Source organism: Escherichia sp. Marseille-Q3837, from assembly GCF_916618735.1.
In the GTDB taxonomy this organism is placed as follows: domain Bacteria; phylum Pseudomonadota; class Gammaproteobacteria; order Enterobacterales; family Enterobacteriaceae; genus Escherichia; species Escherichia ruysiae.
In genome coordinates this window covers 1,532,435-1,559,125 of sequence record NZ_CAKAKC010000001.1, presented here as the reverse complement: position 1 = coordinate 1,559,125, position 26,691 = coordinate 1,532,435, and the positions used below count along the sequence as shown (strand labels likewise).

At 52.4% G+C, this 26,691-nt stretch carries 31 protein-coding genes and 1 pseudogene; 24 read left to right on the top strand and 8 right to left on the bottom strand.

The genetic code is table 11. The annotated features are described in order from the left end of the window. The first annotated feature begins 100 nt into the window (after positions 1-100). The 3 genes from garD to yhaV all read left to right on the top strand — a co-directional run bounded on the left by garD (position 101) and on the right by yhaV (position 2,620). On the top strand, positions 101-1,672 hold the full coding sequence (gene garD / locus LG381_RS07340) for a galactarate dehydratase (RefSeq protein ID WP_032226362.1): 1,572 nt from the start codon (positions 101-103) through the stop codon (positions 1,670-1,672). A 148-nt stretch (positions 1,673-1,820) separates the two neighbouring features. Continuing rightward, entirely contained in the window at positions 1,821-2,156 is a 336-nt protein-coding gene (prlF, locus tag LG381_RS07335; protein WP_016159726.1) for a type II toxin-antitoxin system antitoxin PrlF, read from the top strand. Continuing rightward, positions 2,156-2,620: a type II toxin-antitoxin system ribonuclease toxin YhaV gene (gene yhaV, locus LG381_RS07330; protein WP_032221941.1), complete on the top strand. Its 465-nt coding sequence runs from the start codon at positions 2,156-2,158 to the stop codon at positions 2,618-2,620. The genes prlF and yhaV overlap by 1 nt, the downstream gene beginning before the upstream one ends. A gap of 54 nt (positions 2,621-2,674) precedes the next feature. Here the strand turns inward: yhaV and agaR are convergent, their stop codons facing one another. Further along, positions 2,675-3,484, bottom strand: coding sequence for an aga operon transcriptional regulator AgaR (agaR, locus tag LG381_RS07325; protein ID WP_225762194.1), 810 nt, complete (start codon positions 3,482-3,484; stop codon positions 2,675-2,677). A gap of 249 nt (positions 3,485-3,733) precedes the next feature. On the opposite strand from agaR, the gene kbaZ reads away from it, so the two are divergent. The 12 genes and pseudogenes from kbaZ to LG381_RS07270 all read left to right on the top strand — a co-directional run bounded on the left by kbaZ (position 3,734) and on the right by LG381_RS07270 (position 13,270). Next, the gene (gene kbaZ / locus LG381_RS07320; RefSeq protein WP_225762193.1) at positions 3,734-5,014 is read left to right on the top strand and encodes a tagatose-bisphosphate aldolase subunit KbaZ; all 1,281 of its coding nucleotides are present in this window, start codon (positions 3,734-3,736) and stop codon (positions 5,012-5,014) included. 21 nt (positions 5,015-5,035) lie between these two features. Continuing rightward, positions 5,036-5,509: a PTS N-acetylgalactosamine transporter subunit IIB gene (agaV, locus tag LG381_RS07315; protein WP_032226366.1), complete on the top strand. Its 474-nt coding sequence runs from the start codon at positions 5,036-5,038 to the stop codon at positions 5,507-5,509. A 10-nt stretch (positions 5,510-5,519) separates the two neighbouring features. Continuing rightward, positions 5,520-6,299, top strand: coding sequence for a PTS N-acetylgalactosamine transporter subunit IIC (agaW, locus tag LG381_RS07310; protein WP_000406229.1), 780 nt, complete (start codon positions 5,520-5,522; stop codon positions 6,297-6,299). Beyond that, a complete protein-coding gene (gene agaE, locus LG381_RS07305; protein ID WP_024212648.1) occupies positions 6,289-7,167 on the top strand; it encodes a PTS N-acetylgalactosamine transporter subunit IID in 879 nt (292 codons plus the stop codon). Before agaW ends, agaE begins: the two co-directional genes overlap by 11 nt. Before the next feature lie 17 nt (positions 7,168-7,184). After that, positions 7,185-7,619, top strand: a complete 435-nt coding sequence (gene agaF, locus LG381_RS07300) for a PTS galactosamine/N-acetylgalactosamine transporter subunit IIA (protein WP_000948825.1) — start codon at positions 7,185-7,187, stop codon at positions 7,617-7,619. A gap of 420 nt (positions 7,620-8,039) precedes the next feature. Beyond that, positions 8,040-9,188, top strand: a complete 1,149-nt coding sequence (locus LG381_RS07295) for an AgaS family sugar isomerase (RefSeq protein WP_001114846.1) — start codon at positions 8,040-8,042, stop codon at positions 9,186-9,188. 12 nt (positions 9,189-9,200) lie between these two features. Then, positions 9,201-10,061 carry a tagatose-bisphosphate aldolase subunit KbaY gene (gene kbaY / locus LG381_RS07290; RefSeq protein ID WP_000022777.1) on the top strand — a complete coding sequence of 287 codons (861 nt, stop codon included), beginning with the start codon at positions 9,201-9,203 and terminating at the stop codon, positions 10,059-10,061. Positions 10,062-10,228: 167 nt separating this feature from the next. After that, complete coding sequence (gene agaB, locus LG381_RS07285; protein ID WP_222679656.1) at positions 10,229-10,705, top strand: PTS galactosamine transporter subunit IIB; 477 nt, start codon at positions 10,229-10,231, stop codon at positions 10,703-10,705. Between the two features lie 38 nt (positions 10,706-10,743). Then, complete coding sequence (gene agaC, locus LG381_RS07280; protein WP_032226370.1) at positions 10,744-11,547, top strand: PTS galactosamine transporter subunit IIC; 804 nt, start codon at positions 10,744-10,746, stop codon at positions 11,545-11,547. Next, positions 11,537-12,328, top strand: coding sequence for a PTS galactosamine transporter subunit IID (gene agaD / locus LG381_RS07275; RefSeq protein ID WP_000534351.1), 792 nt, complete (start codon positions 11,537-11,539; stop codon positions 12,326-12,328). Before agaC ends, agaD begins: the two co-directional genes overlap by 11 nt. Before the next feature lie 61 nt (positions 12,329-12,389). Beyond that, positions 12,390-12,488: pseudogene (locus LG381_RS22320) on the top strand (hypothetical protein); the annotation flags it as partial. Positions 12,489-12,556: 68 nt separating this feature from the next. Beyond that, positions 12,557-13,270 (top strand): galactosamine-6-phosphate isomerase, encoded by a 714-nt coding sequence (locus LG381_RS07270; protein ID WP_001194195.1) that lies wholly within the window; start codon positions 12,557-12,559, stop codon positions 13,268-13,270. 49 nt (positions 13,271-13,319) lie between these two features. On the opposite strand, the gene rsmI is transcribed toward LG381_RS07270, so the two are convergent. Then, on the bottom strand, positions 13,320-14,183 hold the full coding sequence (rsmI, locus tag LG381_RS07265) for a 16S rRNA (cytidine(1402)-2'-O)-methyltransferase (RefSeq protein ID WP_000809263.1): 864 nt from the start codon (positions 14,181-14,183) through the stop codon (positions 13,320-13,322). Between the two features lie 64 nt (positions 14,184-14,247). Here rsmI and lpoA point away from each other — a divergent pair, with 64 nt between their 5' ends. Genes lpoA through dolP form a run of 4 tightly spaced genes read left to right on the top strand, consistent with a single transcriptional unit; the run spans position 14,248 to position 17,832 of the window. Beyond that, complete coding sequence (gene lpoA / locus LG381_RS07260; RefSeq protein ID WP_225762192.1) at positions 14,248-16,284, top strand: penicillin-binding protein activator LpoA; 2,037 nt, start codon at positions 14,248-14,250, stop codon at positions 16,282-16,284. Continuing rightward, the gene (locus tag LG381_RS07255) at positions 16,242-16,637 is read left to right on the top strand and encodes a YraN family protein (protein WP_000246839.1); all 396 of its coding nucleotides are present in this window, start codon (positions 16,242-16,244) and stop codon (positions 16,635-16,637) included. The genes lpoA and LG381_RS07255 overlap by 43 nt, the downstream gene beginning before the upstream one ends. Before the next feature lie 19 nt (positions 16,638-16,656). Beyond that, positions 16,657-17,247 (top strand): DnaA initiator-associating protein DiaA, encoded by a 591-nt coding sequence (diaA, locus tag LG381_RS07250; RefSeq protein ID WP_001158034.1) that lies wholly within the window; start codon positions 16,657-16,659, stop codon positions 17,245-17,247. Between the two features lie 9 nt (positions 17,248-17,256). Beyond that, the gene (gene dolP, locus LG381_RS07245) at positions 17,257-17,832 is read left to right on the top strand and encodes a division/outer membrane stress-associated lipid-binding lipoprotein (RefSeq protein WP_000646033.1); all 576 of its coding nucleotides are present in this window, start codon (positions 17,257-17,259) and stop codon (positions 17,830-17,832) included. Positions 17,833-17,953: 121 nt separating this feature from the next. Here dolP and LG381_RS07240 read toward each other — a convergent pair whose 3' ends face one another. Together LG381_RS07240 and LG381_RS07235 are read right to left on the bottom strand one after the other, a co-directional pair. Further along, on the bottom strand, positions 17,954-18,994 hold the full coding sequence (locus tag LG381_RS07240; RefSeq protein WP_225762191.1) for a permease: 1,041 nt from the start codon (positions 18,992-18,994) through the stop codon (positions 17,954-17,956). A 72-nt stretch (positions 18,995-19,066) separates the two neighbouring features. After that, positions 19,067-19,702, bottom strand: coding sequence for an NAD(P)H-binding protein (locus tag LG381_RS07235; protein ID WP_032226377.1), 636 nt, complete (start codon positions 19,700-19,702; stop codon positions 19,067-19,069). A 127-nt stretch (positions 19,703-19,829) separates the two neighbouring features. On the opposite strand from LG381_RS07235, the gene yhbO reads away from it, so the two are divergent. After that, a complete protein-coding gene (gene yhbO, locus LG381_RS07230) occupies positions 19,830-20,348 on the top strand; it encodes a protein/nucleic acid deglycase (RefSeq protein ID WP_000037602.1) in 519 nt (172 codons plus the stop codon). Here the strand turns inward: yhbO and LG381_RS07225 are convergent. Further along, positions 20,328-20,771 carry a YhbP family protein gene (locus LG381_RS07225; RefSeq protein ID WP_000449460.1) on the bottom strand — a complete coding sequence of 148 codons (444 nt, stop codon included), beginning with the start codon at positions 20,769-20,771 and terminating at the stop codon, positions 20,328-20,330. The genes yhbO and LG381_RS07225 overlap by 21 nt on opposite strands. Positions 20,772-20,821: 50 nt before the next feature. On the opposite strand from LG381_RS07225, the gene yhbQ reads away from it, so the two are divergent. Then, positions 20,822-21,124 (top strand): DNA damage response exodeoxyribonuclease YhbQ, encoded by a 303-nt coding sequence (gene yhbQ / locus LG381_RS07220; protein WP_000189371.1) that lies wholly within the window; start codon positions 20,822-20,824, stop codon positions 21,122-21,124. Here yhbQ and LG381_RS07215 read toward each other — a convergent pair. Both LG381_RS07215 and LG381_RS07210 read right to left on the bottom strand, forming a co-directional pair. Continuing rightward, positions 21,111-21,614 (bottom strand): GNAT family N-acetyltransferase, encoded by a 504-nt coding sequence (locus LG381_RS07215; RefSeq protein ID WP_000908553.1) that lies wholly within the window; start codon positions 21,612-21,614, stop codon positions 21,111-21,113. The two genes, yhbQ and LG381_RS07215, sit on opposite strands and share 14 nt — an antisense overlap. Further along, positions 21,608-22,132 (bottom strand): SCP2 domain-containing protein, encoded by a 525-nt coding sequence (locus LG381_RS07210; protein WP_001517154.1) that lies wholly within the window; start codon positions 22,130-22,132, stop codon positions 21,608-21,610. The genes LG381_RS07215 and LG381_RS07210 overlap by 7 nt, the downstream gene beginning before the upstream one ends. A gap of 208 nt (positions 22,133-22,340) precedes the next feature. Between LG381_RS07210 and LG381_RS07205 the strand changes: the two genes are divergently transcribed. The 3 genes from LG381_RS07205 (at position 22,341) to LG381_RS07195 (ending at position 25,311) form a co-directional block, all read left to right on the top strand. Next, positions 22,341-23,336, top strand: a complete 996-nt coding sequence (locus LG381_RS07205; protein WP_000421305.1) for a peptidase U32 family protein — start codon at positions 22,341-22,343, stop codon at positions 23,334-23,336. 8 nt (positions 23,337-23,344) lie between these two features. Then, positions 23,345-24,223 (top strand): U32 family peptidase, encoded by an 879-nt coding sequence (locus tag LG381_RS07200; RefSeq protein ID WP_016159712.1) that lies wholly within the window; start codon positions 23,345-23,347, stop codon positions 24,221-24,223. Positions 24,224-24,303: 80 nt separating this feature from the next. After that, positions 24,304-25,311: an LLM class flavin-dependent oxidoreductase gene (locus LG381_RS07195; protein WP_000130415.1), complete on the top strand. Its 1,008-nt coding sequence runs from the start codon at positions 24,304-24,306 to the stop codon at positions 25,309-25,311. A gap of 72 nt (positions 25,312-25,383) precedes the next feature. Here LG381_RS07195 and mtr read toward each other — a convergent pair whose 3' ends face one another. After that, the gene (gene mtr / locus LG381_RS07190; protein ID WP_222679660.1) at positions 25,384-26,628 is read right to left on the bottom strand and encodes a tryptophan permease; all 1,245 of its coding nucleotides are present in this window, start codon (positions 26,626-26,628) and stop codon (positions 25,384-25,386) included. Positions 26,629-26,691: the final 63 nt, after the last annotated feature.

Sequence of the window (26,691 nt, the reverse complement as noted above, 5' to 3'; positions counted from 1 at the left end):
CTCCTGACACTCTTATTCCATCTCGCAGATAAAATTATTTCTGTCATCAGAATCAATCAACATAAATTTATTATTACCAGCGACCGGAGAAAACGGGATAATGGCCAACATCGAAATCAGACAAGAAACGCCGACTGCGTTTTATATAAAAGTTCACAACACAGATAATGTGGCAATTATTGTTAATGATAATGGCCTGAAAGCAGGAACGCGTTTTCCGGATGGGCTGGAATTAATTGAACATATTCCCCAGGGGCATAAAGTCGCATTGCTGGACATTCCGGCTAATGGTGAAATTATTCGTTATGGCGAAGTGATTGGTTACGCCGTGCGCGCGATCCCACGCGGAAGTTGGATCGACGAATCAATGGTAGTACTGCCGGAAGCGCCGCCATTACACACGCTGCCACTGGCAACTAAAGTGCCGGAACCCTTACCGGCGCTTGAAGGTTATACCTTTGAAGGCTATCGCAATGCCGATGGCAGCGTGGGAACCAAAAACCTGCTCGGCATCACCACCAGCGTCCACTGTGTGGCGGGCGTGGTGGATTACGTGGTGAAAATCATTGAGCGTGACCTGCTGCCGAAATACCCGAACGTCGATGGCGTGGTGGGGCTGAATCATCTGTACGGTTGTGGCGTGGCGATTAACGCTCCGGCGGCGGTGGTGCCTATTCGTACTATTCACAACATTTCGCTTAACCCAAACTTTGGCGGTGAGGTGATGGTGATTGGTCTGGGTTGCGAGAAATTGCAACCTGAGCGCCTGCTGATCGGCACGGATGATGTACCGGCTATTCCAGTGGAAAGTGCCAGTATTGTCAGCTTGCAGGATGAAAAACATGTCGGTTTTCAGTCAATGGTCGAGGATATTTTGCAAGTTGCCGAGCGCCATCTGCACAAATTAAATCAACGGCAGCGAGAAACCTGTCCTGCTTCAGAACTGGTTGTCGGTATGCAGTGCGGCGGCAGCGATGCGTTTTCTGGTGTAACGGCAAACCCGGCAGTGGGTTATGCATCTGATTTACTGGTGCGCTGCGGCGCAACGGTGATGTTCTCAGAAGTCACGGAAGTGCGTGACGCCATTCATCTGCTGACGCCGCGCGCTGTTAACGAAGAGGTTGGCAAGCGCCTGCTGGAAGAGATGGAGTGGTACGACAACTATCTCAATATGGGGAAAACCGACCGCAGCGCCAACCCTTCGCCGGGTAACAAAAAAGGCGGTCTGGCAAACGTGGTGGAAAAGGCACTCGGCTCCATTGCTAAATCAGGTAAAAGCGCGATTGTAGAAGTGCTGTCACCCGGTCAGCGTCCGACCAAACGCGGATTAATTTACGCCGCGACGCCAGCCAGCGATTTCGTCTGTGGCACCCAACAGGTGGCTTCAGGGATTACCGTGCAAGTATTTACGACCGGTCGCGGCACACCGTACGGTCTGATGGCGGTGCCGGTCATTAAAATGGCGACCCGCACCGAACTGGCGAACCGCTGGTTTGATTTGATGGATATTAATGCGGGCACTATCGCCACCGGCGAAGAGACCATTGAAGAGGTGGGCTGGAAGCTGTTCCACTTTATTCTCGATGTCGCCAGCGGGAAGAAGAAAACCTTCTCGGATCAATGGGGACTGCATAACCAACTGGCGGTGTTTAACCCGGCGCCGGTGACCTGATTTCTTTTGGAACGCGCCTCGCAAAACATGGCCTTAGTGCCATGTTTTTATTGTTTCAAGTCCCGTCATCCATTAATAATGCATTTGCATTACCTTAGTTGAAGATTATAATTTGAGCAGAAAAAAGGCTGTAAAAGGACAGTGAACAATGCCCGCTAATGCTCGCTCTAACGCTGTACTGACCACTGAATCAAAGGTCACGATACGCGGACAAACAACTATCCCCGCGCCAGTGCGTGAGGCCTTAAAACTGAAGCCAGGCCTGGACAGCATTCATTACGAAATCCTGCCTGGTGGGCAAGTATTTATGTGCCGCGTGGGAGATGAACAGGAGGATCATACTATGAATGCATTTTTGCGTTTTCTGGATGCAGATATCCAGAACAACCCGCAAAAAACTCGTCCATTCGAAATTCAACAAGGAAAGAGACTTGTCGCTGGCATGGACGTCAACATTGATGATGAGATTGGCGACGACGAATAATGGATTTTCCACAAAGGGTTAATGGTTGGGCGCTATATGCTCATCCCTGCTTTCAGGAAACCTACGACGCTTTAGTTGCCGAAGTTGAGACATTAAAGGGGAAAGATCCTGAAAATTATCAGAAAAAAGCCGCCACAAAGTTATTGGCAGTAGTACATAAAGTTATTGAGGAGCATATCACGGTCAATCCATCATCACCGGCATTCCGTCATGGCAAGTCGTTAGGCTCAGGAAAAAATAAAGACTGGTCACGGGTAAAATTTGGCGCTGGTCGTTATCGTCTCTTCTTTCGTTACAGCGAAAAAGAGAAAGTCATCATTCTGGGATGGATGAACGATGAAAACACGCTGCGCACCTACGGTAAAAAAACAGATGCCTATACCGTATTCAGCAAAATGTTAAAAAGAGGACATCCTCCTGCCGACTGGGAAACCCTCACCAGAGAGACTGAAGAAACCCATTGATGGTGTTCACAATGCCCGCCGAACGCATCCGTTTTGACCAGCGGGCACCATTTCTCACTCCCCGACCAGAATCACCTCAACCCCAGCCTTTCGCAGTCCTTCCAGACTATCCGCAGGAATGCCTTCATCGACAATGATCATATCGATCCGCTGAGTATCGATGATCTTATGTAAACTGGAGCGGTTGAACTTACTGGAATCGGTGACCACGATGATCCGTTCCGCAACTTCGCACATCCGGCGGTTTAAACGAGCTTCATCTTCATTGTGCGTGCTGATGCCGCGCTCCAGATCGATAGCGTCCACGCCGAGAAACAGCATATCGAAGTGGTAATTTTGCAGCGATTGTTCAGCCTGATCGCCGTAAAAAGATTGCGACTGGCGGCGCAGATGCCCTCCGGTCATCAGCAGTTCCACCCCTTCAGCTTCCAGCAACGCATTAGCCACGTTCATACCGTTGGTCATCGCAATTACGTCGGTGTGCTTGCGCATCAGACGGGCAATCTCAAAGGTGGTGGTTCCGGAATCGAGGATCACCCGATGACCAGGCTTAATTAACTCAACGGCAGCTTTCGCAACGCTGCGTTTCATCGCCGTGTTCAGCGCGCTTTTATCTTCCACCGAAGGCTCAACTGACGGCGTCGTGCCATCGCAGATCAACGCGCCACCATACGCACGCACGGCGATCCCCTGTTTTTCCAGAAACGCCAGATCATTGCGGATCGTCACGGTAGAAACGCCAAATAATGCTGACAGATCGTTAACCTGCACACTCCCTTGCTGACGCAGGCGCTGAATGATCTGCTCTCGTCGTTCGCTGGTGCCAGTCACTCGTTTCTCACCTGATGCGTCGGTATTACTCATAGAAAATCCTTTCGTAAAGCTTTCGTTTCATTTCGTTTTTATTATTAATACCGTTCTATTAAGCAAATGCAAGCCCACCTTGCCCGTTGACGCAAGCGACTCCTGTTTCAGAAGCTTTCATTATGTTTCTTTTGTGAATCAGATCAGAAAACAATTACCTTTCGTTTTATTTTTACCTCACCATGACGCAGTATCAACTGAAACAAAACGAAAGATCAGCAATGGCAGTTATCTGGCCTGGAGAGGAAAGTGAAATATCTGATAGAAATGGTGAGACAGCACAAAGAGGGCAAAACAAATGGGATTTATGCCGTTTGCTCCGCGCATCCGCTGGTACTGGAAGCCGCCATCCACTACGCCTTCGCAAACCAAACGCCGTTACTGATTGAAGCAACCTCCAATCAGGTGGATCAGTTCGGCGGATATACCGGAATGACGCCCGCCGATTTTCGCGGCTTTGTTTGCCAGCTTGCCGACTCGCTGAATTTCCCGCAAGACGCGTTGATTCTCGGCGGTGACCATCTGGGGCCAAACCGCTGGCAGAATCTGCCTGCCGCTCAGGCGATGGCCAATGCCGATGATTTGATTAAAAGCTACGTCGCGGCGGGGTTCAAAAAAATCCATCTTGATTGCAGTATGTCCTGTCAGGGCGATCCGGTTCCCTTAACCGATGATATCGTGGCTGAACGCGCTGCCCGTCTGGCGAAAGTGGCGGAAGAAACCTGCCGCGAACACTTTGGCGAAGCCGATCTGGTGTATGTCATTGGTACTGAAGTGCCGGTGCCTGGCGGCGCTCATGAAACCTTAAGCGAACTGGCGGTCACCACGCCGGATGCCGCCCGCGCCACGCTGGAAGCTCATCGTCACGCTTTTGAAAAGCAGGGTCTGAATGCCATCTGGCCACGCATCATTGCCCTGGTAGTACAACCCGGCGTCGAATTCGATCACACCAACGTTATTGATTATCAGCCAGCCAAAGCGACCGCCTTAAGCCAGATGATTGAACACTATGAAACGCTGATTTTCGAAGCTCACTCTACCGATTATCAAACGCCGCAATCGCTGCGCCAGTTGGTAATCGACCACTTTGCCATTCTGAAAGTTGGCCCGGCGCTGACCTTCGCCCTGCGTGAGGCCCTGTTTTCTCTGGCGGCGATTGAAGAAGAGCTGGTGCCAGCGAAAGCCTGTTCCGGTCTGCGTCAGATACTGGAAAACGTGATGCTCGATCGCCCGGAATACTGGCAAAGCCACTACCACGGTGACGGCAACGCACGTCGTCTGGCACGCGGTTACAGCTACTCAGATCGCGTGCGCTACTACTGGCCGGACAGCCAGATTGATAACGCTTTCGCCCATCTGATTCGTAACCTGGCGGATGCCCCAATTCCGCTGCCGCTCATCAGCCAGTATCTGCCGCTGCAATACGTCAAAGTTCGCTCCGGCGAGCTACAACCAACGCCGAGGGCGCTCATTATCAACCATATTCAGGACATCCTGGCGCAGTACCACACAGCCTGTGGAGGCCAATAACCAAAACAAGAGGAACACGCTATGCCAAATATTGTTTTAAGCCGGATTGATGAACGCTTGATTCACGGTCAGGTCGGCGTTCAGTGGGTCGGATTTGCGGGGGCAAATCTGGTTCTGGTCGCCAACGACGAGGTAGCCGAAGATCCGGTACAACAAAACCTGATGGAAATGGTACTGGCAGAAGGGATCGCCGTGCGTTTCTGGTCATTGCAAAAAGTGATCGACAACATCCATCGCGCCGCTGACCGGCAGAAAATCCTGCTGGTTTGCAAAACACCAGCCGATTTCCTGACGCTGGTAAAAGGTGGTGTCCCGGTGAGTCGCATTAACGTTGGCAATATGCATTACACCAATGGCAAGCAGCAAATCGCCAAAACGGTTTCTGTGGATGCGGGTGATATCGCGGCGTTTAACGATCTGAAAACCGCCAGAGTGGAATGCTTCGTTCAGGGCGTCCCGACAGAACCTGCTGTGGAGCTCTTTAAATTACTTTGAGGGATTCATTATGGAAATCAGTCTGTTGCAGGCATTCGTGTTGGGCATTCTCGCCTTTATCGCTGGCCTGGATATGTTTAACGGCTTAACCCATATACATCGCCCGGTGGTTCTTGGACCGTTGGTTGGGCTGGTACTTGGCGATCTACATACCGGTATTTTAACCGGCGGTACGCTGGAACTGGTATGGATGGGACTGGCTCCGCTGGCGGGCGCACAGCCGCCTAACGTAATTATCGGTACTATAGTCGGTACGGCATTTGCTATTACCACCGGCGTGAAACCCGATGTCGCGGTCGGTATCGCCGTACCTTTCGCCGTCGCGGTACAGATGGGGATTACCTTCCTGTTCTCGGTGATGTCTGGCGTGATGTCCCGTTGCGACCGGATGGCGGAAAATGCCGATACGCGCGGCATTGAGCGCGTGAACTATCTGGCGCTGCTGGCGCTCGGCATCTTCTATTTTCTCTGCGCTTTCCTGCCGATTTACTTCGGTGCGGAACATGCCAAAACCATCATTGATGTCCTGCCGCAACGCTTAATCGACGGCCTCGGTGTCGCAGGCGGCATCATGCCAGCAATCGGTTTTGCCGTGCTGCTGAAAATCATGATGAAAAACGTCTACATCCCCTACTTCATCCTGGGCTTTGTTGCCGCCGCCTGGCTCAAGTTACCAGTGCTGGCTATTGCTGCTGCCGCGCTGGCGATGGCGCTGATCGACCTGCTGCGTAAATCTCCTGAACCGATTCAACCTGCGGCACAGAAAGAGGAATTTGAAGATGGCATCTAATCAAACGACCCTGCCGAACGTCAGTGAAAACGAAGAAGCACTGCTGACTGGCGTCAATGAAAACGTATATGAAGATCAAAGCATTGGCGCGGAGTTAACGAAAAAAGATATCAATCGCGTCGCATGGCGTTCCATGCTGTTACAGGCTTCTTTCAACTACGAACGTATGCAGGCTTCCGGCTGGTTGTACGGTCTGCTGCCTGCACTGAAAAAGATCCATACCAATAAACGCGACCTGGCGCGCGCCATGAAAGGCCATATGGGCTTTTTCAATACTCACCCGTTTCTGGTGACGTTTGTGATCGGCATTATCCTTGCGATGGAGCGTTCTAAGCAGGACGTTAACAGTATTCAGAGCACCAAAATTGCTGTCGGTGCGCCGCTCGGCGGGATTGGCGATGCGATGTTCTGGCTGACGTTGCTGCCAATTTGCGGCGGGATTGGTGCCAGTCTGGCGTTGCAAGGCTCTATTCTCGGCGCCGTGGTATTTATCGTGTTATTCAACGTGGTGCATCTCGGTCTGCGTTTTGGTCTTGCGCATTACGCTTATCGAATGGGCGTGGCGGCGATCCCGCTAATTAAAGCGAATACCAAAAAAGTCGGTCATGCGGCGTCTATCGTCGGGATGACGGTGATCGGCGCGCTGGTAGCAACCTATGTCCGATTAAGCACCACGCTGGAAATCACGGCAGGCGACGCAGTGGTTAAGCTACAGACTGACGTTATCGACAAACTGATGCCTGCCTTCTTACCGCTGGTCTATACCCTGACCATGTTCTGGCTGGTACGTCGCGGCTGGAGTCCGCTGCGCCTGATTGCAATCACTGTGGTTCTCGGCATCGTCGGTAAATTCTGTCATTTCCTTTAAATACAATGAGGTATTAGATGTTAAGTATTATTTTGACAGGGCATGGTGGATTTGCCAGCGGCATGGAAAAAGCAATGAAGCAAATCCTCGGTGAGCAATCACAGTTTATCGCCATTGATTTTCCGGAAACCTCAAGCACCGCGCTGCTTACATCGCAGCTTGAAGAAGCCATCGCCCAACTGGATTGTGAAGACGGCATTGTTTTTCTGACGGATTTGCTGGGCGGCACACCGTTTCGCGTAGCTTCAACGCTGGCGATGCAAAAACCGGGCTGTGAAGTGATCACCGGCACCAATTTGCAACTATTACTGGAAATGGTGCTGGAGCGCGAAGGGTTAAGCGGAGAAGAATTCCGTGTGCAGGCGCTGGAGTGCGGACACCGTGGGCTGACCAGTCTGGTGGACGAGTTAGGCCGCTGCCATAAAGAATGTCCGGTCGAGGAAGGAATATGAGGTAAGCGCCCCGCCGCTGTTAGTAAAAGACAGTGAGTGGCGTTTACACTTTCATTTCTTTATCTGGCTTTTACTTCCCCCCGAGGCTTTTTTTCTTTTGTTTTGACTTTTGCACCGGTGTCGGATGCGACGCTGACGCGTCTTATCCGACCTACGGTTGGTGACAGCCAGGCGGATAAGGCGTTTACGCCGCATCCGGCAATCGGTGCAAATATCCCCCCATCAAACAATCCCTTTATCTTCCCTTGTCTTTTCTTTCAACGATCACAAATTTCGTTTTATTTCTTTTTTCTTCATTGAACTTTCAGTTTCTTTTCTATAAATTTTAATCAACGAAAGATATCACCAAGTGAAATGAAACGAAAGGCAAGCGAAAGCTATAACGCCCGACGTCAAGTTCATCAGACTAAGGATTGAGTTATGCCAGAAAATTACCCCCCTGCCACCACCGGCACATGGACTGAAGAAGAGATCCGCCATCAGCCTCGCGCGTGGCTTCGTTCGCTCGCCAACATTGACGCGCTACGTTCCGCGCTCAATAACTTTCTTGAACCGTTACTGCGCAAAGAGAACCTGCGGGTAATCCTGACCGGTGCCGGAACCTCGGCATTTATCGGTGACATCATCGCGCCGTGGCTCGCCAGCCATACCGGCAAAAACTTCAGCGCCGTACCGACCACCGATCTGGTTACCAATCCGATGGACTACCTGAATCCAGCGCATCCGCTGCTGCTGATCTCCTTCGGTCGATCCGGCAATAGCCCGGAAAGCGTCGCCGCCGTGGAACTGGCAAATCAATTTGTACCGGAGTGCTATCACCTGCCGATCACCTGCAATGAAGCGGGCGATCTCTATCAAAACGCGCTCAACAGCGATAACGCGTTTGCCCTGCTGATGCCCGCAGAAACGCACGATCGCGGCTTTGCGATGACCAGCAGTATTACCACCATGATGGCCAGCTGCCTCGCGGTTTTCGCGCCTGAGACAATCAACAGCCAGACCTTCCGCGACGTGGCGGATCGTTGCCAGGCGATCCTGACCTCGCTCGGCGATTTCAGCGAAGGCGTGTTTGGTTACGCGCCGTGGAAACGGATCGTTTATCTCGGCAGCGGTGGCTTACAGGGCGCGGCACGTGAGTCGGCGCTGAAAGTGCTGGAACTGACGGCGGGTAAACTGGCGGCTTTTTATGATTCCCCGACCGGATTCCGTCATGGCCCGAAATCGCTGGTCGATGATGAAACGCTGGTCGTGGTGTTTGTCTCCAGCCACCCCTACACCCGTCAGTATGATCTTGATCTGCTGGCAGAACTCCGCCGCGACAACCAGGCAATGCGCGTGATCGCCATCGCCGCTGAAAGCAACGACATTGTTGCCGCCGGCCCGCATATCATCCTGCCGCCATCCCGTCACTTTATCGACGTTGAGCAGGCATTTTGCTTCCTGATGTACGCCCAGACGTTTGCACTGATGCAGTCGCTGCATATGGGCAATACGCCGGATTCCCCATCAGCCAGTGGCACCGTAAACCGCGTGGTGCAAGGCGTAATTATTCATCCGTGGCAGGAATAAGAGGATCGCATTATGAGCATTATCTCCACCAAATATCTGTTACAGGACGCTCAGGCCAATGGCTACGCGGTGCCTGCGTTTAACATCCATAACGCCGAGACGATCCAGGCGATCCTCGAAGTGTGCAGTGAAATGCGATCGCCGGTGATCCTCGCCGGGACGCCAGGGACTTTTAAACATATCGCGCTGGAAGAGATCTACGCCCTGTGTAGTGCCTATTCCACAACCTACAACATGCCGCTTGTGCTGCATCTCGACCACCACGAATCGCTCGATGATATTCGCCGTAAAGTCCACGCTGGCGTGCGCAGCGCGATGATCGACGGCAGTCACTTCCCGTTTGCTGAAAACGTAAAACTGGTGAAATCGGTCGTCGACTTCTGCCACTCGCAGGATTGCAGCGTGGAAGCGGAACTGGGTCGTCTGGGAGGCGTGGAAGATGATATAAGTGTTGACGCCGAAAGCGCGTTCCTCACCGACCCACAAGAAGCCAGACGCTTTGTCGAACTGACTGGCGTCGACAGCCTGGCGGTGGCGATTGGTACGGCGCATGGCCTGTACAGGAAAATACCGAAAATTGATTTTCAGCGGCTGGCGGAAATTCGTGAAATGGTAGACATCCCTCTGGTATTGCATGGCGCCAGCGATGTCCCGGATGAATTTGTTCGCTGGACTATTAAACTGGGTGTGACGAAAGTTAATGTCGCCACGGAATTGAAAATTGCCTTCGCCGGCGCGGTTAAAGCCTGGTTTGCGGAAAACCCGCAGGGTAATGATCCTCGCTATTATATGCGCGTCGGTATGGATGCAATGAAAGACGTTGTCAGGAATAAAATTAATGTCTGTGGTTCGGCGAATCGAATTTCAGCATAACCATTAAATTTATACGATTTATTAATAAGTACTGCTCGACTAATATCGGATAGTGCCTTAATGGCAAAGGAAATGAGTAAACCTTAATTAATACATCAGTACAATGTCGCAACGATAATATATTTAAAAAAATTATATTATTAAACTTTTATGGTGAGGATTACATAATGAGCAGTCCAAATATTCTCTTAACCCGTATCGATAACCGTCTGGTTCATGGCCAGGTTGGCGTGACCTGGACATCCACCATCGGTGCGAATCTGCTGGTGGTCGTGGATGATGTTGTCGCTAACGATGATATCCAACAGAAACTGATGGGTATTACTGCGGAAACCTACGGCTTTGGTATCCGTTTCTTTACTGTCGAAAAAACCATTAATGTCATCGGCAAAGCTGCACCACATCAGAAGATCTTCCTGATTTGCCGTACGCCGAAAACGGTACGTAAATTAGTAGAAGGTGGCATTGATCTGAAAGATGTCAACGTCGGCAATATGCATTTCTCGGAAGGGAAAAAGCAAATAAGTAGTAAAGTTTATGTCGATGACCAGGATCTCACGGACTTACGTTTTATTAAACAACGTGGTGTGAATGTTTTTATTCAGGACGTCCCGGGCGATCAAAAAGAACAAATCCCTGACTAAATCTAACATCGCCTTAATACTGGTTTGAGGTAATAAAAATGCATGAAATAACCCTACTTCAGGGATTATCCCTGGCGGCATTAGTTTTCGTTCTGGGGATTGATTTTTGGCTGGAAGCCTTATTTTTATTCCGCCCGATAATCGTTTGTACCCTTACAGGTGCTATTCTCGGTGATATTCAGACTGGCTTAATTACCGGTGGCTTGACAGAGCTGGCTTTCGCCGGATTAACCCCTGCCGGGGGTGTTCAGCCGCCCAACCCAATTATGGCGGGTCTGATGACCACCGTCATTGCGTGGTCTACGGGCGTCGATGCCAAAACGGCAATTGGTCTTGGCCTGCCGTTTAGTTTGTTAATGCAATACGTCATTCTGTTCTTCTATTCCGCTTTCTCATTATTTATGACCAAAGCCGATAAATGCGCACAAGAGGCGGATACAGCAGCGTTTTCCCGACTTAACTGGACAACGATGCTGATTGTTGCCTTTTCGTATGCGGTGATTGCTTTCCTCTGTACTTACCTGGCGCAGGGTGCGATGCAGGCGCTGGTAAAAGCAATGCCCGCCTGGTTGACCCACGGCTTTGAAGTGGCTGGCGGCATTCTGCCTGCCGTTGGTTTTGGCCTGCTGCTGCGCGTGATGTTCAAAGCGCAATATATTCCTTACCTGATCGCCGGTTTCCTGTTTGTTTGCTACATCCAGGTCAGCAACCTGTTGCCAGTTGCCGTACTGGGCGCAGGCTTTGCGGTGTATGAGTTTTTCAATGCGAAATCCCGGCAGCAAGCGCAACCGCAGCCCGTTGCCAGTAAAAATGAAGAAGAGGACTACAGCAATGGGATCTGAAATCAGTAAAAAAGATATCACCCGCCTGGGCTTTCGTTCGTCGCTGCTGCAAGCGAGCTTTAACTACGAAAGGATGCAGGCAGGCGGTTTTACCTGGGCAATGTTGCCGATCCTGAAAAAGATTTATAAGGACGACAAACCGGGCTTAAGCGCGGCAATGAAAGATAACCTCGAATTTATTAATACCCACCCAAATCTGGTCGGATTCCTGATGGGGTTATTAATTTCGATGGAAGAGAAAGGGGAAAACCGCGACACCATTAAAGGTCTGAAAGTGGCGCTGTTTGGCCCAATCGCGGGAATTGGCGATGCGATTTTCTGGTTTACCTTGTTGCCGATTATGGCGGGGATTTGCTCATCATTCGCCAGCCAGGGAAACCTGCTGGGGCCGATTCTGTTTTTCGCCGTTTACCTGCTTATCTTTTTCCTGCGCGTCGGTTGGACCCACGTCGGTTATTCGGTCGGCGTGAAGGCGATCGATAAAGTACGAGAGAACTCGCAAATGATCGCCCGTTCGGCAACCATCCTCGGAATCACGGTAATCGGCGGGCTGATTGCCTCGTATGTGCATATTAACGTGGTGACGTCGTTTGCTATCGACAGTACCCACAGCGTCGCACTGCAACAGGATTTCTTCGATAAAGTCTTCCCGAACATTTTACCGATGGCCTACACCCTGCTGATGTATTACTTCCTGCGGGTGAAAAAAGCGCATCCGGTGCTGTTAATCGGCGTGACGTTTGTGCTCTCTATTGTTTGTTCCGCATTCGGCATTTTGTAAATGGAACGAGGCACTGCATCTGACGCAGCCTCAGATTGTTGACAAAGTGCGCTTTGTCCATGCCGGATGCGGCGTGAACGCCTTATCCGGCCTACAAAATCATGCAAATTCAATATATTGCAGAAACAATGTAGGACTGATAAGCGTAGCGCATCAGGCAATTTGGCGTTTGTCATCGGTCTCCGTATCACACCTGGTGGTGCCTCTCTACACAAGGAATTTCTCCTCATGCAAACCTTACAGCAAGTTGAAAACTATACGGTGTTAAGTGAACGCGCCAGCGAATATTTATTGGACGTGATCCGTAGCAAACCAAATGCCGTGATTTGCCTGGCGACCGGAGCGACGCCATTACTGACGTATCATTATCTGGTAGAAAAAATCCACCAGCAGCACGTTGATGTCAGCCAACTGACCTTCGTGAAGCTCGACGAATGGGTGGATCTGCCATTAACCGTGCCCGGCACCTGCGAAACTTTCCTTCAGCAGCATATCGTGCAGCCGCTGGGGTTACGTGAAGACCAGCTCATCAGCTTTCGCTCCGAAGAGATAAACGAGACAGAGTGCGAGCGGGTAACGAATCTGATTGCGCGCAAAGGCGGTCTCGATTTGTGCGTTCTCGGACTAGGGAAAAACGGTCATCTTGGGCTGAACGAACCGGGAGAAAGCCTGCAACCGGCCTGCCATATCAGCCAACTTGACGCGAAAACCCAGCAACATGAGATGTTAAAAACCGCTGGTCGTCCCGTGACTCGCGGGATCACCTTAGGCTTGAAGGATATTCTCAATGCCCGCGAAGTTTTGTTACTGGTGACTGGCGAAGGAAAGCAGGATGCGACAGAACGTTTTCTCACGGCTAAAGTCTCCACCACGATCCCGGCTTCGTTTTTATGGCTGCATAACCACTTCACATGCGTAATTGATGAGATGTGTCGCCGTTAACTCACCAAGTACAGGCATCGCAGCTCTATTCCTGCTGCAATGCCTGTAATCACTCCCCTTGCTGCTCCAGCGCATACTTATACAGCGCGTTTTTCTTCACGCCGTGAATTTCTGCTGCCAGCGCCGCCGCTTTTTTCAGCGGCAGTTCTGCCTGTAGCAGCGCCAGCGTGCGTAGTGCATCGGCGGGTAAGTCTTCTTCCTGTGCTTTATGGCCTTCGACAATCAGCACCATTTCGCCTTTGCGACGGTTTTCATCTTCTTTGACCCACGCCAGCAGCTCGCCAACGGGCGCGCCGTGAATGGTTTCCCAGGTTTTGGTCAGTTCTCGCGCCAGCACCACGTAGCGGGACTCCCCCAGCACCGCGACGATATCTTCCAGGCTATCTAACAGACGGTGGGTCGATTCATAAAAAATCAGCGTGCGCGGTTCCGCTTCAATCGCTTTTAGCGCATCACGGCGACCTTTCGATTTGGCGGGCAGAAAGCCTTCATAACAAAAGCGATCGGATGGTAAACCAGCGGCGCTTAATGCAGTGATAGCAGCACACGGTCCCGGTAGCGGCACCACGCGAATCCCCGCTTCACGGCAGGTACGCACCAGATGGTAGCCAGGGTCGTTAATCAGCGGCGTTCCGGCATCAGAAACCAGCGCAATGTTTTGTCCCTCTTGCAGCTTCGCCAGCAGCGTTTCGGCTTTCTGTTGTTCGTTATGGTCGTGCAGGGCGAACAGTCGGGCGTTTATCCCAAAATGTTGCAGCAGCAAACCGGTATGACGCGTATCCTCGGCGGCAATCAGATCAACGGCCTGTAATACCTCCAGCGCACGCTGGGTGATATCCGCCAGATTGCCGATTGGCGTCGGTACAATGTAGAGCTGACCTTGAGAATTATCCGCCGATTGGTGTTGTTTCATTGTGTCGTCCGTATTGCCGATTTAATATTGAGAATTGCGTAAAAAAAATATCACTGGATACATTATGGTACCCTCAACATTTTCTCGTTTGAAAGCCGCGCGTTGTCTGCCTGTTGTTCTGGCAGCCCTGATTTTCGCCGGTTGTGGCACCCATACCCCCGATCAGTCCACTGCCTATATGCAGGGCACGGCGCAGGCCGATTCTGCCTTTTATCTTCAGCAGATGCAGCAAAGCTCTGATGATACCAGGATCAACTGGCAATTACTCGCCATTCGTGCACTGGTGAAAGAAGGTAAAACCGGGCAGGCGGTTGAACTGTTTAACCAGCTGCCGCAAGAACTGAACGATATCCAGCGTCGCGAAAAATCTCTGCTGGCGGTAGAGATTAAGCTGACACAAAAAGATTTTGCTGGCGCGCAGGCCTTGCTGGCTAAAATTACTCCGGCAGATTTAGAGCAAAACCAGCAGGCGCGTTACTGGCAGGCAAAAATCGATGCCAGTCAGGGACGTCCTTCCATTGATTTATTGCGCGCATTAATTGCTCAGGAACCGTTACTCGGTGCGCAAGAAAAACAGCAGAATATCGATGCCACCTGGCAGGCGCTCTCCGCCATGACCCAGCAGCAGGCGAATACGCTGGTGATCAACGCCGACGAAAACATCCTACAAGGCTGGCTGGATCTGCAACGCATCTGGTTTGATAACCGCAATGACCCCGACATGATGAAAGCCGGGATCGCCGACTGGCAGAAACGTTACCCGAACAATCCGGGCGCGAAAATGCTGCCAACGCAGTTGGTAAATGTAAAAGCGTTTAAACCTGCGTCAACCAACAAAATCGCCCTGCTGTTGCCGTTGAATGGTCAGGCCGCAGTGTTTGGCCGCACTATTCAGCAAGGCTTTGAAGCGGCGAAAAATATCGGCACTCAGCCAGTAGCGGCTCAGGTAGCAGCCGCGCCTGCCGCTAACGTAGCAGAACAACCCCAGCCGCAAACCGTAGACGGCGTTGCCAGCCCGGCACAAGCGTCTGTTAGCGATCTGACAGGTGAAGAAACCGCCGCACAGCCGGTGCCTGTAAGCGCCCCTCCGGCAAGCACCGCAGCGGTAAGCTCTCCGGCGAATCCATCCGCAGAACTGAAAATCTACGATACCTCATCACAACCACTTAGCCAGATCCTCAACCAGGTTCAGCAGGATGGCGCGAGTATTGTAGTCGGTCCACTGCTAAAAAATAACGTTGAGGAGTTGCTCAAGAGCAACACCCCGCTGAACGTGCTGGCACTCAATCAGCCGGAAAATATCGAAAACCGCGCCAATATCTGTTACTTCGCGCTATCGCCAGAAGATGAAGCGCGCGATGCAGCGCGTCATATTCGTGACCAGGGTAAACAAGCACCGCTGGTACTGATCCCACGCAGTTCATTGGGCGATCGCGTAGCCAATGCGTTTGCGCAAGAGTGGCAGAAACTCGGCGGCGGCACCGTTTTGCAACAAAAATTTGGTTCCACCAGCGAATTACACGCGGGTGTTAACGGCCGTTCAGGTATCGCTTTAACAGGTAGCCCGATTACACCCAGAGCGACAACCGACTCCGGCATGACGACCAACAATCCAACCCTGCAAACCACGCCGACCGGAGACCAGTTCATCGATAATGGCGGTCGTGTCGATGCGGTGTACATTGTGGCAACGCCAGCCGAAATCGCCTTCATCAAACCGATGATCGCCATGCGTAACGGCAGTCACAGCGGTGCAACGTTGTACGCCAGCTCCCGCAGCGCAGGAGGCTCTGCTGGCCCGGATTTCCGACTGGAGATGGAAGGCTTGCAGTACAGCGAAATCCCGATGCTGGCAGGCGGTAATCTGCCGTTAATGCAGCAGGCGCTCAGTGCGGTAAATAATGATTATTCGTTGGCGCGCATGTATGCGATGGGCGTCGATGCCTGGTCACTGGCGAATCATTTCTCGCAAATGCGCCAGGTTCAGGGTTTTGAAATCAACGGTAATACCGGAAGTCTGACGGCTAACCCGGATTGCGTGATTAACAGGAAGTTATCATGGCTACAGTACCAACAAGGTCAGGTAGTCCCCGCCAGTTAACCACTAAACAGACCGGCGATGCGTGGGAAGCACAAGCGCGTCGCTGGCTGGAAGGCAAAGGACTGCGCTTTGTCGCCGCTAACGTGAACGAGCGTGGCGGCGAGATTGATCTGATAATGCATGAAGGCCAGACCACCGTTTTTGTCGAGGTGCGTTACCGCCGTTCTGCACTTTATGGCGGCGCGGCAGCCAGTGTGACCCGCAGCAAACAACACAAATTATTACAGACTGCCCGCTTGTGGCTCGCACGTCATAATGGGAGTTTTGATACTGTGGATTGCCGGTTCGATGTGGTAGCCTTCACCGGGAATGAGGTTGAGTGGATTAAGGACGCCTTTAATGACCACTCATAATTAAGGTTTAAGGATTAGCGTGCAAGAAAGAATCAAAGCTTGCTTCACTGAAAGCATTCAAACTCAAATTGCAGCGGCAGAGGCGCTTCCGGATGCCATCTCCCGTGCAGCCATGACGCTGGTTCAGTCTCTGCTCAATGGCAACAAAATCCTCTGTTGTGGTAATGGAACTTCCGCTGCCAATGCACAGCATTTTGCTGCCAGCATGATCAACCGTTTCGAAACGGAACGACCCAGCCTACCTGCCATTGCACTAAATACTGATAATGTTGTCTTAACGGCGATTGCCAACGATCGCTTACATGATGAAGTGTATGCAAAACAGGTGCGGGCGCTGGGACATGCGGGAGATGTGTTATTAGCCATTTCCACCCGTGGCAACAGCCGCGATATCGTAAAAGCAGTTGAAGCCGCCGTGACACGTGATATGACCATTGTGGCATTGACCGGCTATGACGGCGGCGAACTTGCCGGTTTGTTAGGGCCACAGGACGTGGAGATCCGCATTCCTTCGCATCGTAGTGCTCGCATTCAGGAAATGCATATGCTGACGGTAAATTGCCTGTGCGATCTGATCGATAACACGCTTTTCCCTCACCAGGATGATTAAGGAGAATACATGAAGGCATTATCGCCAATCGCAGTCCTTATTTCCGCGCTGCTGTTGCAAGGTTGTGTTGCCGCTGCCGTAGTAGGTACTGCCGCTGTGGGTACTAAAGCGGCGACCGACCCCCGCAGTGTCGGCACCCAGGTGGACGATGGTACTCTGGAAGTGCGCGTGAACAGCGCATTGTCAAAAGACGAACAGATTAAGAAAGAAGCACGCATTAATGTAACGGCCTATCAGGGCAAAGTGCTGCTGGTTGGGCAGTCTCCAAATGCTGAACTTTCGGCTCGCGCCAAACAGATTGCTATGGGCGTAGACGGTGCCAACGAAGTGTATAACGAGATTCGTCAGGGGCAGCCGATTGGTCTGGGCGAAGCGTCTAACGATACGTGGATCACCACCAAAGTGCGTTCGCAACTGTTAACCAGCGACCTGGTGAAATCGTCCAACGTGAAAGTGACCACCGAAAACGGTGAAGTGTTCCTGATGGGACTGGTGACTGAACGTGAAGCGAAAGCGGCGGCAGATATTGCCAGCCGGGTGAGCGGCGTGAAGCGGGTGACCACGGCGTTTACGTTTATTAAATAAGCCATTGATCGGTCGTTGAAGTAAATATTCACACCTTAGCCGACCTGTTCCCCTCACCCTAACCCTCTCCCCAAAGGGGAGAGGGGACCGTCCAGTGCTGTATTCAGGAGCATCCAACATCTTAGGCCAACAGCGCCAACCCGCCGACAATCACACCAGACACTGCCACCATCGCCCCTGTCAGCCATAAGGCTTTCGCCGGGAACGCTTTACGCAACATAATCAGTGACGGCAAACTCACCGCCGGGAGCGTCATCAACAATGCCAGCGCCGGAGCGGTTCCCATGCCTGCCAGCATCATCGTTTGTACAATCGGAATTTCTGCTGCCGTGGGAATGACAAACAAGCATCCTGCCACCGCCATCGCCACCACCCACATCAGGCTGTTATCGACAGCACCATCGGCATGGGGGAATAGCCAGACGCGAGCGGCACCCAACACCAGTACTGCAAGGATGTAAACCGGGATTGTACTCCAGAAAAGCGTCCATAGCGCCCTGCCCCAGCGGATAAAAAATCCGCCCTGCACTTCTGGCATGTCAATTTCGACCGGAGCCTGCGTTTGCGGTGTTTCACGCACCCATTTTTGCACCAGTGTCGCAATCAACAACACCATCACCAGCCCCGCAACCAGACGAATCGCCGCAAAGCCCCAGCCGAGAACAAACCCCATAAACACCAGCGTCGCCGGGTTTAACAACGGATTCCCCATCCAGAATGCCAGCGCACCGCCCATCGACACCTGCTGGCGACGCATCCCCGCCGCGACCGGTGCCGCACAGCAGGTACACATCATACCTGGTAGCGAAAACAGCGTTCCCAGCAGCGTCCCGCGAAAGCGCGATTGCCCAAGCGTACGCAGCAACCAGTCACGTGGAATCAGCACCTGAATCAACGACCCAAGCATCACCCCCAGCACCGCCGCTTTCCATACCGCAAGGAAATAGATCATCGCGTAATCCCACGCTGCCTGCCACGGATTGGCATCCGCCTGCGTGAGGATAGATTTACCGATACTGTGGGTTTCGGCGGCGGTAAACGCTTTGCCGTAGTAGGGTTGCCATTTCACATACCAAAGTCCGGCAATGACAACGAGAAAGAAAAGCGCGGGTTTCCACCACTGAATGGGCGTTGCCGCCTGAGATGAAGACTGACCAGTCATAGCATTCCCCAGGAATAAGTTATGATAATTGAGCGCGTGAATATTACGCTCACTATCAATCCTTGGGAATAATTATTCAGCTCTTTTGCGTAGTTCTGAAGAGCTTAAAATAGTCACCCCTTCATGTTCAGGCCGCATGGCTTCTGCCAGCATGACCCGCGCCACATCCCGTGCATCAATGGATTTCCAGTTGCCAGGCAGCAAACGAAACAGCGGCGCAAAAAGCGTTTCGTTCATCCGCTGTTTGCTACGATCGCCCAGCAACATCGACGGACGCGCAATGGTCAGTTTCGGCCAGTTCTGGGCAATTAGCGCTTCTTCCATCTCCCCTTTGACGCGGTTATAGAAAAACGGCGAATGCGCGTTTGCGCCCATCGCACTAACCACCAGCATATGCTGTGCACCCAGCCGCCGTCCGGTTAACGCGGTGTCCACGACCAGCGTGTAATCGGCATGAATAAACGCTTCTTTGCTACCCGCCTCCCGCCGCGTGGTGCCAAGACAACAAAACACAATATCTATCGGATCGGTGACCTGCGCCAGCGCGTCGGTCAGTTGTGGATCATGGGGATTAAACACGCCTGGCATATCGCCCAACGGGCGTCGCGTCGGCGCAGTAATGGCGTTTACTTTCGGTTCGTTAATCAACATCCGCAGTAGATGACCGCCCACCAGCCCCGTTGCGCCTGTAATCAGTACCTGACTCATCTTCGCTCCTTTACAGAATTGTCCGCCTTGCACTCCCCGGTACATGCACCAGGCTTAATAGTCTACGAGGTAATTATCCCCGATTGTGGGAAATTCGCCTCATTCAATGCAACAACGCGGAGGAAGCATGAGTAAAAAGATTGCAGTTTTAATCACTGATGAATTTGAGGATTCAGAATTTACTTCACCCGCAGATGCATTTCGTAAAGCCGGACACGAAGTTGTCACCATTGAAAAGCAAGCGGGTAAAACGGTGAAAGGAAAAAAAGGGGAAGCCAGCGTGACTATCGATAAATCCATCGATGAAGTGACGCCAGCAGAGTTTGATGCCCTGCTGCTTCCTGGTGGTCATTCACCGGATTATCTGCGTGGTGATAATCGTTTTGTCACCTTCACGCGAGATTTTGTGAATAGCGGTAAACCGGTCTTCGCTATCTGCCACGGCCCGCAACTGCTGATTAGCGCCGATGTGATTCGCGGTCGTAAGCTGACCGCCGTTAAACCGATTATTATTGATGTTAAAAACGCGGGCGCGGAATTTTACGATCAGGAAGTGGTGGTCGATAAAGATCAGCTGGTTACCAGCCGGACGCCGGACGATCTGCCAGCGTTTAACCGCGAGGCGTTACGCCTGCTCGGTGCCTGAGTCACGTAACCAAATTATTTTTTTACCAAAGCCCAGCGTGTTGTCGGTGAATTTGATTTCATCGAGCCGGATTTCCCAAACCGGTGCCGACAGCATTCTGGCAACCGGAAAGCGGCGATTGTACGCCTGACGCGCAAGGTCGCTTTCCTCACCTTCCAGTTTGCGGATCTCACCTTTAAATTGCACGCCACGAATTAACGCTACTGTTTTCGGCTGACCGTTTACCGTTCCAGCAACAGCCGCCTGCGATCCGCTCATCTGCGCGTGACGCGTTTTTTCTTCCGTCAAAATGTAGAAGGCGACTTTCTGTGCATCAAAAAGATAAAAGGCATTGGCGCACCACAGTTCCCCTTCCTGCTGCACACACCAGGTGACAACATGTTGTTTTGCCAGCCAACGGCTGATGGCGGTGAGTGTTTCCATTGCTGTTCTCTTTTATACTGTTGGCCTGACCTTAACATGTGACACAAACGATGACACCCTGGTATCTCTATTTGATTCGTACCGCCGATAATAAGCTTTATACCGGGATTACCACGGATGTCGAACGTCGCTATCAGCAGCACCAGAGCGGTAAAGGGGCGAAAGCACTGCGTGGGAAAGGTGAACTGACGCTGGCGTTTTCCGCACCAGTTGGCGACCGTTCGCTGGCGTTACGGGCAGAATATCGCGTTAAGCAACTAACCAAACGGCAGAAAGAGCGTCTGGTAGCGGAAGGCGCAGGGTTTGCAGAGCTGTTAAGCAGTCTGCAAACCCCGGAGATTAAAAGCGATTGAAATGATCGTGGTATTCAACCAGACCAGTTACGCCATTCAGCGCGTCATCCGCTAAACGATGTACCTGGAAGGCGCTTTCAGTGCCCGGCCAGCGGCAACGCAGATCGTGATGTGCCGCCAGTTCAAAGCCGAAACGACTGTACAGCGCCGGATCGCCCAGCGTCACCACTGCGGCATAGCCGAACTCATTAAGCGAATCGAGTCCTTCATAAACCAGTTGGCGTGCCAGCCCCTGTCCACGGTATTTTTCATCAACCGCCAGCGGTGCCATGCCAACCCATTGCAGATCTTCGCCCTGCACATCTACCGGACTAAATGCCACATAACCAATGACCTGACCTTCGTCATCTGTCGCCACCAGCCCCAGCGTCAGAAAGCCATCTTCACGCAGATCGTGAACCAGCTTCGCTTCCGCATCGCTTTCGAATGAACGACGCAGCAGGGCATCAATACCCGGCGCATCAATGGGAATTTCTACTCGAATTAGCATGGTTCACCTACCGATGTCTGTTTGGTTTCAGGCGTGGTTTTCATTCCCGCCTCAACAAAATCCGCCAGTTGCAGCAGCATCATGCGTAAGGCTTTCGGCATTTGCTCCAGTTCAATGGCGTCCATCAGGTTTTTCACATACAGCCCCAGCTCCGTATCGCCTTCAATCACCAGTCGACGCTGGAAGAAGAGCGTATCCGGATCCTGTTTACGCGCCGCAATCATCAGCAGATCGCTGGCGTCGGCACTAAAACTCACATCAGCTTGCGCGTTCTGGCTGACAACCAGTTTGCCATTCACCACCGAGGTAAACCATTGCAGGTCAATATCACGCACATGAATACTTAACCAGCGGCCTTCAAGAAACTCAAGCTCGCCGTCGTCCAGCGCCTGACGGAATTGCCAGCTTAAGACCTGCTCAAGAACCTGGCGTTTTAGCGCAAATGGCGTCAGTTTTACCGGTACACTCAACAGAGATGGCCCCAAATGCACAATACGGGAACGCAGTTTATCCAACACGAGTTTTACTCCCTGTTTCAACAATCGTCCTATTTTGCCATATCAGGAAAATAACATAGCGGTATAAATCAACAATTCCATATGAAATTGCTGCTACCACCAATACAACTTTAACTGCCTTAAATCAAAAATTGTCGCAGCAAGGTTAACTAAAATCCCAGTTCGTTAACATTTTTGCGCTTTGATAGCGCAACCTTCAGGAAAAATTATGGAGCTGCTCTGCCCTGCCGGAAATCTCCCGGCGCTTAAGGCGGCCATCGAAAACGGCGCAGATGCTGTTTATATCGGGCTAAAAGATGATACCAATGCCCGCCACTTCGCCGGCCTTAACTTTACCGAGAAAAAATTGCAGGAAGCGGTGAGTTTTGTCCATCAACATCGCCGCAAACTTCACATCGCGATTAACACTTTTGCGCACCCGGACGGTTACGCCCGCTGGCAGCGCGCCGTGGATATGGCGGCGCAGCTGGGTGCCGACGCGCTGATCCTCGCCGACCTCGCCATGCTGGAGTACGCCGCCGAGCGTTATCCACATATTGAGCGTCACGTATCGGTGCAGGCTTCAGCGACCAATGAAGAGGCGATTAACTTTTATCATCGCCATTTTGATGTTGCCCGCGTGGTGCTGCCGCGCGTGTTGTCGATTCATCAGGTGAAACAACTGGCACGGGTCACACCTGTCCCGCTGGAAGTGTTTGCTTTCGGCAGCCTGTGCATTATGTCGGAAGGCCGTTGCTATCTGTCGTCGTATCTGACGGGTGAGTCGCCCAACACTGTGGGTGCGTGTTCTCCGGCCCGTTTCGTGCGCTGGCAGCAAACGCCGCAGGGGCTGGAATCTCGCCTGAACGAAGTGCTGATCGACCGTTATCAGGACGGCGAAAACGCAGGTTATCCGACGCTGTGTAAAGGGCGTTATCTGGTGGACGGCGAGCGCTATCACGCGCTGGAAGAACCAACCAGCCTCAATACCCTGGAACTACTGCCAGAGTTAATGGCGGCAAATATTGCTTCGGTGAAAATTGAAGGCCGCCAGCGTAGCCCGGCGTATGTCAGCCAGGTGGCGAAAGTCTGGCGTCAGGCTATCGACCGTTGTAAAGCCGATCCGCAAAACTTCGTACCGCAAAGCGCGTGGATGGAGACGCTCGGGTCGATGTCCGAAGGCACGCAAACCACCCTTGGCGCGTATCACCGTAAATGGCAGTGAGAAAAGCAATGAAATATTCCTTAGGGCCAGTGCTGTGGTACTGGCCAAAAGAGACGCTGGAAGAATTTTATCAGCAGGCCGCCACCAGCAGCGCCGATGTGATTTATCTCGGTGAAGCCGTGTGCAGCAAGCGTCGGGCAACCAAAGTTGGCGACTGGCTGGAGATGGCAAAATCGCTCGCCGGGAGTGGCAAGCAGATTGTGCTCTCCACGCTGGCGCTGGTGCAGGCATCCTCCGAACTGGGCGAACTGAAACGCTATGTTGAGAATGGTGAGTTCCTGATTGAAGCCAGCGATCTCGGCGTGGTGAATATGTGCGCTGAACGTAAACTGCCGTTCGTCGCCGGGCACGCGCTAAACTGCTACAACGCGGTGACGCTGAAAATATTGCTCAAACAGGGCATGATGCGCTGGTGTATGCCAGTGGAGCTTTCCCGCGACTGGCTGGTGAATCTGCTCAATCAGTGCGATGAGCTGGGCATTCGCAACCAGTTTGAAGTGGAAGTCCTGAGCTACGGTCATCTGCCTCTGGCGTACTCTGCCCGCTGCTTTACCGCGCGTTCGGAAGACCGCCCGAAAGATGAGTGCGAAACCTGCTGCATTAAGTATCCGAACGGGCGCAACGTGCTGTCGCAAGAGAATCAGCAAGTGTTTGTGCTCAACGGCATTCAGACCATGAGCGGCTATGTTTACAACCTCGGTAACGAGCTGGCATCCATGCAGGGGCTGGTTGATGTGGTTCGTCTGTCGCCGCAGGGTGCTGACACTTTCGCTATGCTCGACGCCTTCCGCGCCAATGAAAATGGCGCTGCTCCACTGCCATTGACGGCAAACAGCGATTGTAACGGCTACTGGCGACGGCTGGCTGGGCTGGAGCTGCAAGCGTAAGTAAATAGCTCACTTTGTTAACAACTTTAACTACTCTTTAATGCAGTATTAAAGATTAATCGGTAACAAAGTGAGCTGTTATGACTGATAAAACTATTCCTTTTTCGCTACTCGATCTGGCTCCCATCCCCGAAGGTTCTTCAGCGCGGGAAGCGTTCTCCCACTCTCTCGATCTCGCCCGTCTGGCTGAAAAGCGCGGCTATCATCGCTACTGGCTGGCGGAACACCACAATATGACCGGCATTGCCAGTGCTGCCACATCGGTGTTAATTGGCTATCTGGCGGCGAACACCACCACGCTGCATCTGGGTTCCGGCGGCGTGATGTTACCTAACCACTCACCGTTGGTGATTGCCGAACAGTTTGGCACGCTCAATACGCTCTATCCGGGGCGAATCGATTTGGGGCTGGGTCGTGCTCCGGGCAGCGATCAACGGACAATGATGGCACTGCGTCGCCATATGAGCGGCGATATTGATAATTTCCCCCGTGATGTTGCAGAGCTGGTGGACTGGTTTGACGCCCGCGATCCAAACCCGCATGTGCGTCCGGTGCCGGGCTATGGTGAGAAAATTCCCGTGTGGTTGTTAGGTTCCAGCCTCTACAGCGCACAACTGGCGGCGCAGCTTGGTCTGCCGTTTGCGTTTGCCTCACACTTCGCGCCGGATATGCTGTTCCAGGCGTTGCATCTTTATCGCAGCAACTTCAAACCGTCGGCACGGCTGGAGAAACCATACGCGATGGTGTGCATCAATATTATCGCCGCCGACAGCAACCGCGATGCCGAATTTCTGTTTACCTCAATGCAGCAAGCCTTTGTGAAGCTGCGCCGTGGCGAAACCGGGCAACTGCCGCCGCCGATTCAGAATATGGATCAGTTCTGGTCGCCGTCCGAGCAGTATGGCGTGCAGCAGGCGCTGAGTATGTCGTTGGTAGGTGATAAAGCGAAAGTGCGTCATGGCTTGCAGTCGATCCTGCGCGAAACCGACGCCGATGAGATTATGGTTAACGGGCAGATTTTCGACCACCAGGCGCGCCTGCATTCGTTTGAGCTGGCGATGGATGTGAAGGAGGAGTTGTTGGGGTAAGTGCATTTTCCGCGCCGGGCAGTCCCCTCTCCCTGTGGGAGAGGGTTAGGGTGAGGGCATCAGACCTCACCCTTACTGATACACCGGCAGCAAATTAAAGCTCGATAAAATATGCACCAGTGCGTTGCCAATGCCAAACACCAGAATCAGGACAATCATCGGCTTGCCGCCCCAGACGCGGAATTTCGGGCTACCGAAGCGTTTACGCGATGCGCGAGCCAGCAGCGCCGGAACAATTGCCGCCCAGATGGTAGCCGCTAAGCCAGCATAACCAATGGCATACAGGAATCCGTTCGGGAACAGCAGGCCACCCACAACAGGCGGTGCAAAGGTCAACAGAGCCGTTTTAAAGCGACCCAGAGCCGAGTCGTCGAAACCAAACAGATCTGCCAGATAATCGAACAGACCAAGCGTTACGCCGAGGAATGAACTCGCTACCGCAAAGTTAGAGAACACCACCAGCAGCAGATCCAGACTACGGCTGTTCAGCACGCCACTTAATGCCTGTACCAGCACATCTATATTGCCGCCCTTCTCTGCGATGCCGATAAACTCCGGACGTGGGATGTTACCCATCGTCGCCAGCAACCAGATGGTATACAGCGCCAGCGCCATCAGCGTACCGTACACCAGGCATTTGACGATGGTTTTCGGATCTTTACCGTAATATTTCATCAGGCTCGGCACGTTACCGTGATAACCAAACGACGCCAGGCAGAACGGCAGGGTCATCAACAGATACGGTGCATAAGACGCATTGCTTTCGGCGACGTTGAACAATGTCGCAGGCTGTACATGCCCCAGCAGGCTGCCGAAAGTGAGGAAAAACGTAATGACTTTCGCCCCCAGCACAATCGCCGTCATGCGGCTGACAGCTTTAGTGCTCAACCACACCACGAACGCCACCAACAGTGCAAAACCAAATCCCGCCGCCCGTGCAGGCACATTTAGCGACATCTCTGCGAAGGTGTGATGCAGAATCGAACCGCTGGCAGAAATATAAGCGTAAGTCAGGATATAGAGCACAAAGGCAATGGAAATGCCGTTGACCACGTTCCAGCCTTTGCCCAGCAAATCTTTGGTGATGGTGTCAAAGCTCGAACCGATTCGATAATTGAGGTTAGCTTCCAGAATCATCAAACCGGAATGCAGCATACAAAACCAGGTGAAGATTAGCGCCGCCATTGACCAGAAGAACCACGCACCGGACATGACCACAGGCAGAGAAAACATTCCTGCGCCAATAATGGTGCCGCCGATAATCACCACGCCGCCAAGCAGCGACGGTGACGTTTGGGTGGTGGTTAGTGTTGCCATAAGGGCTTCTCTCCAGTGAAAAATAGTGCGACTGCGTTGTTATGTGTTGCACTGTACCAGTAC

Bases quoted from the DNA above. Each gene is read 5' to 3' on its own strand.
- garD (WP_032226362.1), top strand. From the start codon at position 101: ATGGCCAACATCGAAATCAGACAAGAAACGCCGACTGCGTTTTATATA.
- prlF (WP_016159726.1), top strand. From the start codon at position 1,821: ATGCCCGCTAATGCTCGCTCTAACGCTGTACTGACCACTGAATCAAAG.
- yhaV (WP_032221941.1), top strand. From the start codon at position 2,156: ATGGATTTTCCACAAAGGGTTAATGGTTGGGCGCTATATGCTCATCCC.
- agaR (WP_225762194.1), bottom strand. From the start codon at position 3,484: ATGAGTAATACCGACGCATCAGGTGAGAAACGAGTGACTGGCACCAGC.
- agaV (WP_032226366.1), top strand. From the start codon at position 5,036: ATGCCAAATATTGTTTTAAGCCGGATTGATGAACGCTTGATTCACGGT.
- agaW (WP_000406229.1), top strand. From the start codon at position 5,520: ATGGAAATCAGTCTGTTGCAGGCATTCGTGTTGGGCATTCTCGCCTTT.
- agaE (WP_024212648.1), top strand. From the start codon at position 6,289: ATGGCATCTAATCAAACGACCCTGCCGAACGTCAGTGAAAACGAAGAA.
- agaF (WP_000948825.1), top strand. From the start codon at position 7,185: ATGTTAAGTATTATTTTGACAGGGCATGGTGGATTTGCCAGCGGCATG.
- LG381_RS07295 (WP_001114846.1), top strand. From the start codon at position 8,040: ATGCCAGAAAATTACCCCCCTGCCACCACCGGCACATGGACTGAAGAA.
- kbaY (WP_000022777.1), top strand. From the start codon at position 9,201: ATGAGCATTATCTCCACCAAATATCTGTTACAGGACGCTCAGGCCAAT.
- agaB (WP_222679656.1), top strand. From the start codon at position 10,229: ATGAGCAGTCCAAATATTCTCTTAACCCGTATCGATAACCGTCTGGTT.
- agaC (WP_032226370.1), top strand. From the start codon at position 10,744: ATGCATGAAATAACCCTACTTCAGGGATTATCCCTGGCGGCATTAGTT.
- agaD (WP_000534351.1), top strand. From the start codon at position 11,537: ATGGGATCTGAAATCAGTAAAAAAGATATCACCCGCCTGGGCTTTCGT.
- LG381_RS07270 (WP_001194195.1), top strand. From the start codon at position 12,557: ATGCAAACCTTACAGCAAGTTGAAAACTATACGGTGTTAAGTGAACGC.
- rsmI (WP_000809263.1), bottom strand. From the start codon at position 14,183: ATGAAACAACACCAATCGGCGGATAATTCTCAAGGTCAGCTCTACATT.
- lpoA (WP_225762192.1), top strand. From the start codon at position 14,248: ATGGTACCCTCAACATTTTCTCGTTTGAAAGCCGCGCGTTGTCTGCCT.
- LG381_RS07255 (WP_000246839.1), top strand. From the start codon at position 16,242: ATGGCTACAGTACCAACAAGGTCAGGTAGTCCCCGCCAGTTAACCACT.
- dolP (WP_000646033.1), top strand. From the start codon at position 17,257: ATGAAGGCATTATCGCCAATCGCAGTCCTTATTTCCGCGCTGCTGTTG.
- LG381_RS07240 (WP_225762191.1), bottom strand. From the start codon at position 18,994: ATGACTGGTCAGTCTTCATCTCAGGCGGCAACGCCCATTCAGTGGTGG.
- LG381_RS07235 (WP_032226377.1), bottom strand. From the start codon at position 19,702: ATGAGTCAGGTACTGATTACAGGCGCAACGGGGCTGGTGGGCGGTCAT.
- yhbO (WP_000037602.1), top strand. From the start codon at position 19,830: ATGAGTAAAAAGATTGCAGTTTTAATCACTGATGAATTTGAGGATTCA.
- LG381_RS07225 (WP_000449460.1), bottom strand. From the start codon at position 20,771: ATGGAAACACTCACCGCCATCAGCCGTTGGCTGGCAAAACAACATGTT.
- yhbQ (WP_000189371.1), top strand. From the start codon at position 20,822: ATGACACCCTGGTATCTCTATTTGATTCGTACCGCCGATAATAAGCTT.
- LG381_RS07215 (WP_000908553.1), bottom strand. From the start codon at position 21,614: ATGCTAATTCGAGTAGAAATTCCCATTGATGCGCCGGGTATTGATGCC.
- LG381_RS07205 (WP_000421305.1), top strand. From the start codon at position 22,341: ATGGAGCTGCTCTGCCCTGCCGGAAATCTCCCGGCGCTTAAGGCGGCC.
- LG381_RS07200 (WP_016159712.1), top strand. From the start codon at position 23,345: ATGAAATATTCCTTAGGGCCAGTGCTGTGGTACTGGCCAAAAGAGACG.
- LG381_RS07195 (WP_000130415.1), top strand. From the start codon at position 24,304: ATGACTGATAAAACTATTCCTTTTTCGCTACTCGATCTGGCTCCCATC.
- mtr (WP_222679660.1), bottom strand. From the start codon at position 26,628: ATGGCAACACTAACCACCACCCAAACGTCACCGTCGCTGCTTGGCGGC.